Below are 13,095 nucleotides of genomic sequence, written 5' to 3'. Positions count from 1 at the left end.
CACTCCTTAACTCTTCTAGAAAATATTTTAAAAGAAAAAAATCAAACTCTTTATAAAAATTTTCATTTGGTTTAATACAATAATTAGATAACATCTATAATGATTTAAATTTTTTCAAAAATACTCTTAAGTTTATCGTAGTATTCTCGTTTAAAATAAGGTTTAATTTCAGTATTATTTTGCGAAGATATTATATTACTTGCTAAATTACTAATATTTTTAATATCATCGCAGTAAAAGGCATAATCATCATATATGTTCTTAAACCACTTTACTCCTGTTGAAACTTTGTGATCTTTTGTTTTCATAACAATTACAGGTGTATTTGAAATTAAAGAAAAAATAGTACCATGATATCTATCTGTAATCATTAATTTATAATTTGCAAAAGTATCAATTTTTTTCCATACAGCAGTTTGAATGGAATTTGAGTTTATATCAATTAATTCACGATCATTTGTATCAGTAACATTTACAGATGATATTTTTCTTAAATCATTTTCTAAAGCAGAAATTTCTCCATAAGAATAATATTTTTCTCCATCATTCCTTACACACAACGCTATGCCATTTCTCTCTTGAGAGTATACTTTTTTACCGATTAGTGTTGTAACAATATCTGGAAATAATTCAATATTGATACCTTTAAAATTTTGACTTGCATAATCATAAGATAGTTGGTCTCTAGTCAATAAAAGCAATCGTTCACATTTTTTTAAAGTTTCATACATACTTAACATATTGTTATTATTTTCATATAAAATTGTTTGCGGAAAAATCAAAACTCTATTCTTATAAAATTCATTCAATATAGTTAATCGAACTTTATCATCTGGATGACCGTCCGTCATCGTATATCCACTTTGAAAAATAATAACATGTTCTTCTTTTAAGTACTTTTTCATTAGATCAAGCATTTTCTTATTAAATCTATTTACGACTGCTGATGGAATTTCTATCACCCTAAAATTCGAATAATTTTCCTTACACCAATTTTCAATACACATTCTTTGTGCTAAATCACCTAAATTGTTATGTTCTGGTGCACAAAAATACCATATTATATTTTCTTTCTCAATAGTATTAATGTCACTACAAACACGAGCAAACATTTTTTTTACTTTTGGATAAGACTTTACACTTCTAAAGTATATTACTGGAATCTTAATGATTTTTTTTATGTTTTTATTTTTATTCAAGAAAAAAGTGATTTTATTTTTTAAATCCATTCTATTTATCTCCTTCTATTCCCAAAAAACATATGGAATAATACCAGACCAATATGGTCTATATACCAAAATAATTATATAGTAACTTAAGCAAATAATTATCAATATAACAACAAATAATCGTCTATTATTTATTGATTTGAAAGTAAATATCATATTAGGGATTGTAATACAATTGATAATTGAAAAATAGACAGCCATTCTATCCAATATTGCTCCATTAATTGAAACAAAACTGATGACGCAAGACAACAGTGAACAATAATAACCTATTTTCAAAATACTAGATTTATTATTCTCATAATTTCTTTTATATGAATAATTAACAAATACAAAGAAAAGAAATTGCAGAATAGCTTTTAAAATTGTTCCAATTTGATTTTCTAAATAGTATTTATCTGAAGTCAAATAAGATGTATATTTAGGTACAATTCTTATCACTAGATTTATCAGCTGATTAGCAAATAATGTAGATATCAATGCAACTGCAATAATTATTCTTCGATTACTATTTGTAATTTCAATTTTCATTAATGGATATAATAGAATTGTTATAATAGCAGAAGAATGAAATAAAGATGCTAAAATTACTAAACCAAGAAATTTAAATCTTTTTTGTTTTTCCAAACAAACAATAGCTAAAAATACAAATCCTATAGCTAAATATTGTCTTAATAAACACATTGAATTTGAATAATACATTAATCCAACAAACATTAATAAAGACATCCATGGATATTTAGACTCTTTATAAAAGAAATAATATGTCATTAGAAGAATTAGGACTGAACTAAAGAATAACAAAAGGTGTGGATTATCACTTAATTGCTTAATCATTACATTAAAAAATCTATAGCCTACCTCAAATCTATCTACATAATATACAAACATATCTTGAATTGATTTTACAGCATTAAACGCCCTTACATACATATTAGTATCTGTACCAATACTTAATCCACGACAACCTGAAACAATCAATAAACTAATAAATGTAATGCATAAATATACTCTGGAATATAATTTTTTATTTTTATAATTACTATCATAAAGGATAATTGCAAGTAACAAAATCAAAAAAATAAGAAATAAAAAAATAGTCATTTATTTATCCTCTATTTTTTTTATGACCTTTGCAGGAATACCAACTGCAACTGAATTACTTTCTATATCATTTAGGACCACAGCATTTGCACCAATTGCAACATTATCTCCGATTTTTATTTTTCCAAGAACGACTGCACCTGTGCCTATTAATACATTATCACCAATTACAGGAGCCCCTGGTTTTCCACTTCTACCACCAATAACTACATTTGATTGTATTTTACAGTTTCTACCAATAATTGCCTCTTCATGTAGCACAACTCCACTTGCTCCATGTGGAAATATTGTACCATCACCTATACTTGCTTTATATGGTATTGTAGCTCCACAAATAATCCTAATTGACATTTTTATAATCTTTGGCAAAATTGGTATTTTATGTTCATATAACCATCTTGAAATTTTATAAATTTTTAGTACACCTTTATTCTCCATAAACTTCTCCTTCACTAATTATAAATTGATAGCCATTTGATTGCTGTGTTTTTTATATCAAAATTATCATAACATATTGATTTTGTTTTTTTATTTTTGCATTCTTTTATCGTACTTATCCATTTAGCATCGTCATTAATGGATATATAGCTAACATTTCCTAAATTTGCTTCTTTACTAACATTATCATTTGCAATGCAAATACATTTATCATTTACTATTTGTTGTTCAATTAATACTACAGGTAATCCTTCACCGTATTTAGATGGTAACAAATGGCAATCAAAAAGAGACATGTAATCATTTACATTTTTAACTTTACCCGTGAATACTACGTTATTAATACTTTCATCAATAACTTTTTTTTCTAAATTATTAAATAAAGGCCCTGATCCAATCAATATAAATAAATATTTATCCGAATCCAATTTTTTTGCTAAATCTATAGTATATTCGAAATTTTTCATATCATTAAATCTTCCAACTTGACCAACTACGATTTTTGAATCGGATATACCGTATTTCTTTCGTATATCATCCACTTCATTCTTGTCAATTGTCTTATATTTTTGAATATCTAATCCATTATACAACATATCTACATCAGCATTTTGAAAAAATAAATTATCAGCAGCAACTTTGCTGCATGCCACTAATTTTGTTGAATATCTATTAATTAATAACTTACATATTGGAAGATATATTATTTTTTTTAACTTACTGCACTTTCTTTGAACATCTGATGTGTGTGAATGACATATTCTGGTATTTACATTGCATTTTTTTGCAGCGTATAAACCAACACAAGATTGAAATGACGTATGAAAATGAATAATGTCATATTTATTATTTTTCAAGATACTTAATATTAATCTATAATACTTTAAAACACCAATTTTTCTTACATCACCTTCTAAAATGAATATATTTGATCCTTTTTTCCTTAATTTTTCAACCAGTTCCAAATCACAACCATCATGGGTAATAAAATCGAACATAAATTGTTCGTTACCGTTTTCTTGAGCATTTAAAACATTTAAGATCGCTGTTGTATCTCCACCATTTCCCAAAAAACCGACAACATGCAAAATTTTTTTCATTCACTACTCTCCTTTATTTTTGAGGTAAATTCTTTTTATACTTGCGTGGTAAGCCCAACCAAAAATACATCTAATAGATTTAAATATACTTAACTTTTCAACGCCCCTATATAAATACCAAGTTCTTTTTAATGCATTTAATTTGTTACTACTTAAAGAATTATTCACACGTCTATATGCAGCTAACACTTCGTTTTGACCATTAAACTTAACACCATTCTTCAACATTTGAAGCCAAGTTGCAGAATCTTGGCCTCTTCTAACATTAGGCATGACAAGTAGTTTCTTATTAACTTTTTGTAAATCAATAAATACACCAACTGTCTGAATAATTGTATTGCTCAACAACTGATTATAAGTAATAGATTTTGGCATTTTGACAATTTTATTTAATTTAGAACCATCTTCATTAATTTTTTCGTAATCACAACAAATAAATTGCGCGTTGTTTTCATTAACGTAATTCACCTGTTTTTCTAATTTTTCAACATACCATAAATCATCTGCATCTAAATATGCAATATATCTACCTGTAGATAATTCTAATCCTTTATTTCTAGCCACAGCAGCTCCACTGTTGCATTCTAAACAATAGTACCTAATCCTATTATCTAATTCTTCATACTTCTTGATTATTGTAGCCGAATTATCAGTAGAACAATCATCAACCAAAATCAGTTCCCAATCTTTATAACTTTGATTAATTACACTTTCTATAGTTTCCGATATTAATCCTGAAGCATTATATACAGGTGTTATAATTGAAACCTTACTATTCATTTCCATATGTATTTCCTCCCAAACTTCTTATCTTTAGTTTATTTCCAAAATATAAATCATAATGATCTAGAGAAAAAGGCATAAAATCAGAGCAAGGAGAAAACGTAAGCTCCGAAAAATATATTTTCTCATTTATACAGAATAAATCCACTCTTACAAAATCAAAATCAGCAGATAAATCTCTTGCTATTTTTTCCATTTCTTTAATCTTTTTAGGCAATCTTATTTTACCTTTTATTGGGTCATGATCTTTTCTGGTAAAAGGCGAAACTTTTCCATCCATATCAAAAAAAGTTGCTTGCATATTTCTAAAACTTCCTTCAGGAGCTACAGATACATAGAACATTAATGGTTCCCCATTAAAACAAAAAACTTATAATCTTTAATCTCATCTTCCAGGAATTTTTCGCAAATAATCTTTCTTTTAATTTTGCTATAATGAGGCTCTACAGAAACAAGCCCAAAATCTTCATTTATCCATCTATTTAGTTTTACTTTTGCAGCCTTGTAATCAAAAACGTTTTTATCATTACATAAAATGTTATAACCAGCGCCATGATTGCATTTTAAAACAAATTTTTGAGGAAGATTTTCCCATTTGATTTCGTCTACAGAATTACATGAAAAATACAAATCATTTAATAAATAATCGTAACCTTTCTCTCTTATATATTCTCGCACCAGATATTTATCTGTACATTTAATTACTAATTCATTATTTTGATAATTATTAAGCTTAAGCCAGTTAATTTTATCGTTAAATGTTTTAGGATTTTTAATATTTAGTTTTTTATGCATTCTTACTCTATACATTATTTTATTCGAAAATACAGGAGAAATTCTAGAGACACATTTTCTTAAAATTCTAATAATATTTTTCATTTTATTCATTAGTTCTTTAATCCCTTCTAAATAAATCTCTTGTGTATACTTTATTTTCAATATCATTTAGACACTCATCATATCTATTTGCAACAATTGCATCACTTTGTTTTTTAAAAATTTCTAAATCATTTACAATCTCACTTCCAAAGAACGTTTCACCATTTTTTAAAGTAGGTTCATAAATAATTACTTTTGCGCCTTTAGCTTTGATACGTTTCATTACACCTTGTATAGACGATTGTCTAAAGTTATCTGAATTAGACTTCATTGTTAATCTATATACACCAACGGTAATATCTTTTTCATTAGATGAATCATATTCGTTGTTATCTTGATAACTGTAATATCCTGCTTTTTCTAAAACACGATCTGCAATAAAGTCTTTTCTTGTTCTATTTGATTTAACAATTGCACTCATCATATTTTGTGGTACATCTTGGTAGTTAGCTAATAATTGTTTTGTATCTTTAGGCAAACAATATCCACCATATCCAAATGATGGATTATTATAATGCGTACCTATCCTAGGATCTAAACATACTCCGTTAATAATTTGTTTAGTATCTAGACCTTTCATTTCTGCATAAGTATCTAACTCATTAAAATAAGATACACGTAAAGCTAGATAAGTATTTGCAAATAGCTTAACTGCTTCAGCTTCAGTAAATCCCATAAATAATGTATCAACATTATCTTTAATTGCACCTTCTTGAAGAAGTTCAGCGAACACATGAGCTGCCTCCAAAAGTCTATCATCATTTATATCTGTTCCAACAATAATTCTTGAAGGGTATAAGTTATCATATAAAGCTTTTGATTCTCTTAAAAATTCAGGAGAGAAAATAATATTTTTACTTCCTGTTTTTTCACGAATACTTTGTGTATAACCTACAGGTATTGTTGATTTAATAACCATAATAGCATCTGGATTAATTTCCATTACTAATTTAATTACTGATTCAACAGCACTTGTATCAAAGAAGTTTTTCTTTGAATCATAGTTAGTAGGTGCTGCAATAACTACAAATTTAGCATCTTTATATGCTTCAATTGCATCTAATGTAGCTATTAAGTTTAATTTTTTTTCTGCTAAATATTTTTCAATATAATCATCTTTAATAGGCGATTTTTTATTGTTAATTAATTCTACTTTTTCTGGGATAATATCAACCGCAACAACTTCATGATGTTGAGCTAATAATGTGGCAATACTTAATCCTACATATCCTGTTCCTGCTACTGCTATTTTATAACCCATATAATCATTCCTTCCGATTTGATTTTCACTATTTTAAACATACTCTATTACAATCTTCGAACCAATCATTAAAAGATTCTTCTAGTATCCAATGAAATTGATATCCTGAATTTTTCAATTTGTCACCATTGATGTTTGTACTAACCATTATTTTTTTAACTCTAGCCGGATGAATACCAACTGCTTTACCACCAATAGGACCCACAATTGCAGCAACTCCCATTAAAAATTTATCATTTACACTAGGAATCCAACTATTCATTCCAGTAGCTTTTTTCATTGTTTCACAAATTTGTTCAATATTATAGGCTGGTTCAAACATACAATTCCATACTCCAGATTTCCCATTTTCTAAACTCCACATAAAGAAATGAACTAACTCTTTAACATAGATACATGCTTTAATAGTATCTTTTCTAGTATAGAAGAAATAATGTTTTTTAATTCCAGAGTAAAGACGTGCCATATTTCCATGTTCTCCTTTACCATACACAATACCAAGCCTTTTTTATTTATGGTTGGCACAGTTCTAAGGTTTACTCCCTTATATTCATTTGAAGTATTACCATCAAACTCCTGTCCACTTACATGATGACCTCTTCTATTGAAACATGTAATACTATGGCCTAAGGCAACTATCCTTGTACTTAATTCTTCTACAACGATTTCTACACCCCCTCTCTTGATGGAATTCTTTTTTGCCCTAACATTGCTATTCCTAATTTTTCTTTCAAAATTTATTTATCAAAAAGCAGAAGGATCCCAGCGCTCATCAATAATGGATAATATATAATTGATTTATCATAAATAAGAAGCAATTTTTTAGAAATCACCATGATTAATGGATACAATCTTTTCCCTGATCCTCCTGCTAATATAATTTCTTTCATTTCTTTACTTCATTTTGTTTGATGATTTCATTTATAAATATTTTTGCAGAACTAATAGAATCAGTATACGGTCGCATAACATAAAGTGGTGTACTTCCATATGAGTATGTAGGCACCATATCTCCTTTACCATCTACCAAAGTGCTTTGCACATCCCATTTCGCCATATCATTTATCTGCATTTGTATTAATGCTGTTATCTCATCTGTTTTCATGTTTGTTTGAAACATACCTTGTACTGCATTCAAGATTGATTCATAATTCTTAATGATATTGGTCGTTGTCATCTTATTGATCATTGCACGAATGACTTCCTGTTGATTTTCTCCACGATGACGATCTCCTGCATTATAAGCATATCGCTCTCTCGCAAATCCTAATGCACATCTTCCATCCACATGGTTTTCACCTTGTTTAATATTACATCTTGGTCCATTGCGTAAGTTAACATCTTGATCTGAATTGATGTCAATACCACCTAATGCATCTACCATCGTTGTTAAAGTATCAAAATTGATTCTAATATTGTAGTTGATATCTACTCCAAGAATATTTTCAATAGTGGCCTGGCTTACTTCAACTCCATACAATCCAGCATGTGTCAGCTTATCCATTGCTCCAGTTTCACATACACCATCATGGCATTGTAAAGATACATAATAATCACGTGGTATAAAGACTAATCCAATCTTTTTCTTCACCGGATTGACTGCCATTAACATATTGACATCGCTACGACTTGTTGTTGTAATAGGCCCTGTTGTATCGATTCCTGAAATATAAACAATAAAACTTTCTTTTGTGACAGAAGCTGATTTTAGATTTTCAATCGTTTTTTGTTTATCCAATGTATAAATTACCTTTGTTTCAGATTCAAACTTTTTATCAATCAGATTAAAGCTATCACGAAATCCTTCATTCATGATGATGGCATCTGTTTTATCATTTAATAGATCTTGAAGCATTTCTTCACCACTTGCATATTCCGTTTTTGATACCTGATTTGAGAATTTTTCATTCAAACGGTTTAACATAAAATCTGTATTCTCACGATCTATGTTTTTCATAATACCAAACTGTTTTCCATCTAAATCTTCTATCTTCTGGAATGCACTGTCTTTCTTCACTAAGACAGAAACAGTAGTTGTTTGAATATTTCCATTTGAGATTTTATTGATAGTTTCTTGAGCTTTATTGATAACTTTTACATTCACAAAAATCATCAACACACTTAAAAAAATCGCTAATACTTTACTATCTATTTTCACTGTTTTATTCGTTTTGCTAGACAATTGCATAAAGATAACTAATCCTAATAAAACAGCTAATATCAATATAACGATTGCTAGGTATTTCAATGGCAATAATTTGTAAACACTATATGTTAAAACAAGACTTACAATTAACTGTATGATCCAGAAAATATGCTTTCCTATCTTCTTTATATTCTCCATGTAAGCCTCCTATTTCTTATCATCCTTGATCCATGAATCTTTGACTTCTTTCACGATCTTGTAATATGTAGATCGTTTCATTCCCAATTGCGCTCGATAAGCATCGTGGCTTAATTCTTTTCTCATAATCCTTTTGATGTTTTCTTCAAAATCATCTGGTACTTTTATTCTTGGTCTGCCAAAACGACCTTCTCCTTTGTATTTCTTTTCTAGCGCCTTATCGATGCCTGCACGTTGAAGTTTTCTTGCTCTATTCTTTCTACTTACTTCAATGAAATCCATAAGTTGTAACATTACATCGACATCTAAGTCCTCATCATCGATTGTTAATAATTGAGCATGAATGTCTTTTAATGTTTGTAGCTTATCTTTTAGACTAACTTCTTCTGATGAGATACAATCAATAGATGGAACCAGTAACTTATCGTTATCTTTTAATTTTTTAACAAGATCATTCCATCTAATATCATCATTTTCTGTATCATCGATATAGATTTGATTTTCCTTCAAATTCAATGAATTTAAAACGTTCTCTTTTTCATTTTTATTTGGTAAGTATGCATAAAAATATTCCATTTTTATACACCTTCCTTATGACTCACTATTATAGTAATAACCATAATAGTGTTTTGCTTCTGCTTCTACTTTTGTAAGTACAGTTCCTAAGATATTTGCACCGTTTCTTTGTAGCTGTGTGATTGCTGCTTTCGCATCATTCTTATTAGTTTCTTTCGCTGAAACTACATAAATCGTTCCATCCGTTACTGTGCTTATTGGAATCGCATCTGCTACTGCATCTACTGGTGGACAATCAATTACGATAAAATCAAATCTTGTTCTTAGCTTTTCAATTAGGTGTTTGAATTTTTCACTAGAAAGTAGTTCTAATGGATTAGGCACTTTCATCCCGCTTGTTAGTAAATAAAGCTTTCCATCACTTGTGTTATCCTTGAACTTCTGGAAATATGTATCATCATTCACATCAAAGCTATCAAAATTCTTCATTAAGTTGCTTAATCCAACTTTATTTGAAACATTAAAAATCTTATGTTGTACTGGTTTTCTTAAATCACAGTCCATCAATAATACATTGTGATATTTCGCAATACTGACTGTCGCAAGATTACTCGCTACGGAGCTTTTTCCTTCTGCTGGATTTGTACTTGTTAGATTGACTACTTGAATATCTCCCTCAAATTGGGAATATTCAATATTCGTTCTTAACTGTCGATATACTTCTGAAAAATCAAACTGTGATTGTTTTACTGTTTTCTTCTTTTTCTTATCATGTCGCTTTGGCGCAAGTTTTCTTTCCATCCTATCTTCCTTTCTTTCTTAATCTATCGAAGATAGATTTTTTCTTTATGACTTCCATTTCTTCTAAATGTTCGTTGTTGATGATATGCATTGGATTTTCTTGTAATAAAAGAATGGCATTTGCTTTTCCATATTCTTTTTCTATAATTGCATAGATATCTGATAGCTTTGCGATTCGATGGCCTTTACTTCTATGAGTATCACTTGCTATCACATGTACCATACCTTCTTTTAAAATCTTTTCTGCATTCTTCCTACATACATCCCCATGTGTTCCTAAAAGACTTGTTCGATTGACTTGTATATAACAACCTAGTTCTATCCAAGACTGTACTCTGTCTAAATCAATCCCTTTAGGAAAGTAACGTTCCACATGTGCGATAATAGGTCGATATCCTCTGACTTTTAATTCATACAGATAATCTTCTGCATAATCGTTATGATCCATGTTTCGTCTAACATCAAACTCTACAAGTAAATATTTAGAATCAGCTAATGTGTTAAAAGCTTTAGAATCAATCATATCTAAATACTCATGGTTTAAAAATACCTCTGAACCACTATATATTTCGATATCATAAGTTTTTGCTAATTCTTTTAATTCATCAATACGATCATTGATGATATCGATATTGGATACATCGTGCGTTCCTGGCACAAAATGTGGTGTAGATATAATTGTTGTAATACCATCTTTTCTTGCCTGTTGTAATGCGATGATGGCATCCTCTTTTGAAGGCATTCCATCATCAATTTCCCATGCTAGATGATTATGTATATCTATAAACTCCATATCTTAATCCTCAAACCAAGGAATTTCTCCTAATACTGGTACACCTAAGAAGCTTTCTGCTTCTGCTTTTGTTTTCAAACGTTTATCAAATAGATATTGTAAGAACACATATCCACAAGACAATAATAATCCAGCCATAGAACCAACAGCTGTATTCATCTTTTTGCTTGGTGATACAGGTACATCATTGACTTTTGGTTGATCAGATATCGTCATATTCTTGATATCCAATTTTTCCTGCATTTCCTTAAAGAATATATCCACTGTTTTACTAACGATTGCCTGTGATTTTTTAGGATCATCTGTTGTTGCTTTTACATCTATAATTTCTGTTTCATTCACGTTTGTAATAGAAAGTGAATTTTTCACTTCTTCTACATTTTCAATATTCAATTCATCCGCAACTTTAGATAAGATCGTTTCACCTTGCATCAAAGAAACATAGTTATTCACCATCTTTGAATTTGAGTTTACCGCATTATAATCTGCATACCCTTGTTCGGTTACTTTTGGTATCAGATAGATTCTTGCGGAACTTGCATATTTCTTTGTCATAAAGAAATTGGTCACAAGAAATGCAATGACTGCACCTAATACTGTACAGATCACGATCATCTTGATATTCTTCTTCAAAAGCTTCATTAAAGCACTGATATCAATTTCTATTTCATCATTTGTTTTATTTATATCTTCCATACATTACTCCTAACTTGTAAAAAGGACACACTCCTCCCTTCCCCCACATAAAGTGTTGAACGGTTTAAGTATGTCCCTGTATATTCCATAATGTGCCCCTGGCAACTTTTACTTCTTTATTCAGTTCGTTTTATGATTTCTAGTGGTATCGTTACATTGATCTTCTTGTGTAACATCTCTGCCTCTAATACTGCTTTGCGTTTATGTCTGTCTATCTTACTGATATGACTTTCATAACCTTTCAATGGTCCTTCTGTTATGATCACATGGTCATTTTCTATAAATCCTACGGATTTCTTTAATGTATGTTTTTCATCCAACAGACCTTTTAGATATTGCTTTTCTTCTTCATATAATGCTGGTATTTCATCTTTATAATTTAATTCTTTTACGATGCCTTTTTTTCTTGTTTTGAGTTCTCTTAGTTTTGTTTGAAAGTCTTGATGTTTATCTTCACTTTCCACAAAGATATAACTTGGAAATAATGGTTTCTCTATGATACGGTCTACACTGTTCTTTCGTCTGATTAACTCTATCTTAGGATAGAAGGCATACCAGTTTTCTTCTTGATTCAAGAAGTCACACAGCTGTCGTTCCTTGCCACCCATAACAAACAATACATACCAGTTTGATTTAGACATAGTTTTATTTAGCCCCTTCTTTACGAATTACTGCACCTATTGTTTGAAATATGATTTTAATATCTAACCAAATAGAACAATGATCTACATAATATAATTCCATTGCGACTCTTTCTTCATAAGTCGTATTACTACGTCCATTTGCTTGCCAATAACCGGTTAATCCTGGTGTTACACTTAATAGTTTATCAACTTGATCTCCAAATTTTTCTAGTTCTTTTTGAACAACTGGTCTTGGTCCAACAACACTCATATTCCCTATAATAATATTTAATAATTGTGGCAACTCATCCAGACTTGTTTTTCTAAGAATTTTCCCTATTTTGGTTATTCTTGGATCATTTTCTAATTTGAAATTTTCTTCATACTCTTTTTTCTGTTCAGGAGTCAATTTTTTCAGTAATTCTTCAGCATTTGTTACCATTGTACGAAATTTATAAGTTGGCAATGGTTTTCCATTTTTTCCTACACGCATATGTTTAAAGAATACTGGCCCTTTTGAGTCTACCT

At 29.4% G+C, this 13,095-nt stretch carries 14 protein-coding genes and 2 pseudogenes; all 16 read right to left on the bottom strand.

The window, feature by feature from the left end:
* Positions 1 to 104: 104 nt before the first annotated feature.
* Complete coding sequence (locus DW114_RS09475) at positions 105 to 1,229, bottom strand: polysaccharide pyruvyl transferase family protein (protein WP_117453508.1); 1,125 nt, start codon at positions 1,227 to 1,229, stop codon at positions 105 to 107.
* Between the two features lie 15 nt (positions 1,230 to 1,244).
* Entirely contained in the window at positions 1,245 to 2,333 is a 1,089-nt protein-coding gene (locus DW114_RS09470) for an EpsG family protein (protein ID WP_117453507.1), read from the bottom strand.
* A complete protein-coding gene (locus tag DW114_RS09465; protein ID WP_117453506.1) occupies positions 2,334 to 2,771 on the bottom strand; it encodes a serine O-acetyltransferase in 438 nt (145 codons plus the stop codon).
* 14 nt (positions 2,772 to 2,785) lie between these two features.
* Positions 2,786 to 3,871 carry a glycosyltransferase gene (locus DW114_RS09460; RefSeq protein WP_117453505.1) on the bottom strand — a complete coding sequence of 362 codons (1,086 nt, stop codon included), beginning with the start codon at positions 3,869 to 3,871 and terminating at the stop codon, positions 2,786 to 2,788.
* Positions 3,872 to 3,874: 3 nt separating this feature from the next.
* On the bottom strand, positions 3,875 to 4,657 hold the full coding sequence (locus tag DW114_RS09455; RefSeq protein ID WP_199483635.1) for a glycosyltransferase family 2 protein: 783 nt from the start codon (positions 4,655 to 4,657) through the stop codon (positions 3,875 to 3,877).
* Positions 4,644 to 5,449: pseudogene (locus tag DW114_RS21645) on the bottom strand (ATP-grasp fold amidoligase family protein). Before DW114_RS21645 ends, DW114_RS09455 begins: the two are co-directional and overlap by 14 nt.
* A 100-nt stretch (positions 5,450 to 5,549) precedes the next feature.
* Complete coding sequence (locus tag DW114_RS09440) at positions 5,550 to 6,794, bottom strand: nucleotide sugar dehydrogenase (protein ID WP_117453502.1); 1,245 nt, start codon at positions 6,792 to 6,794, stop codon at positions 5,550 to 5,552.
* A 28-nt stretch (positions 6,795 to 6,822) separates the two neighbouring features.
* The gene (locus DW114_RS09435) at positions 6,823 to 7,260 is read right to left on the bottom strand and encodes a hypothetical protein (protein WP_158552330.1); all 438 of its coding nucleotides are present in this window, start codon (positions 7,258 to 7,260) and stop codon (positions 6,823 to 6,825) included.
* Positions 7,261 to 7,552: 292 nt separating this feature from the next.
* Positions 7,553 to 7,684 (bottom strand): annotated as a pseudogene (locus DW114_RS09425) (sugar phosphate nucleotidyltransferase); the annotation flags it as partial.
* Positions 7,681 to 9,138, bottom strand: coding sequence for an LCP family protein (locus DW114_RS09420; RefSeq protein ID WP_117453500.1), 1,458 nt, complete (start codon positions 9,136 to 9,138; stop codon positions 7,681 to 7,683). The gene DW114_RS09420 and the pseudogene DW114_RS09425, both read right to left, overlap by 4 nt.
* Before the next feature lie 9 nt (positions 9,139 to 9,147).
* Positions 9,148 to 9,714, bottom strand: a complete 567-nt coding sequence (locus DW114_RS09415; protein ID WP_117453499.1) for a hypothetical protein — start codon at positions 9,712 to 9,714, stop codon at positions 9,148 to 9,150.
* Between the two features lie 15 nt (positions 9,715 to 9,729).
* On the bottom strand, positions 9,730 to 10,455 hold the full coding sequence (locus DW114_RS09410) for a CpsD/CapB family tyrosine-protein kinase (protein WP_117453498.1): 726 nt from the start codon (positions 10,453 to 10,455) through the stop codon (positions 9,730 to 9,732).
* Position 10,456: 1 nt separating this feature from the next.
* The gene (locus tag DW114_RS09405; protein ID WP_117453497.1) at positions 10,457 to 11,248 is read right to left on the bottom strand and encodes a tyrosine-protein phosphatase; all 792 of its coding nucleotides are present in this window, start codon (positions 11,246 to 11,248) and stop codon (positions 10,457 to 10,459) included.
* A 3-nt stretch (positions 11,249 to 11,251) separates the two neighbouring features.
* Positions 11,252 to 11,944, bottom strand: a complete 693-nt coding sequence (locus tag DW114_RS09400) for a YveK family protein (RefSeq protein WP_117453496.1) — start codon at positions 11,942 to 11,944, stop codon at positions 11,252 to 11,254.
* Positions 11,945 to 12,060: 116 nt separating this feature from the next.
* Positions 12,061 to 12,585 carry an antiterminator LoaP gene (gene loaP / locus DW114_RS09395; RefSeq protein ID WP_117453495.1) on the bottom strand — a complete coding sequence of 175 codons (525 nt, stop codon included), beginning with the start codon at positions 12,583 to 12,585 and terminating at the stop codon, positions 12,061 to 12,063.
* A gap of 4 nt (positions 12,586 to 12,589) precedes the next feature.
* Positions 12,590 to 13,095 (bottom strand): sugar transferase (locus tag DW114_RS09390; protein ID WP_147323136.1); only part of this gene is annotated, 506 nt, incomplete at its 5' end.

Source organism: Absiella sp. AM09-50 (assembly GCF_003433845.1).
GTDB lineage: Bacteria > Bacillota_I > Bacilli_A > Erysipelotrichales > Erysipelotrichaceae > Hoskinsella > Hoskinsella hominis.
Note: the sequence above shows the minus strand (reverse complement) of the source record. Positions and strands in the feature narration are given on the sequence as shown.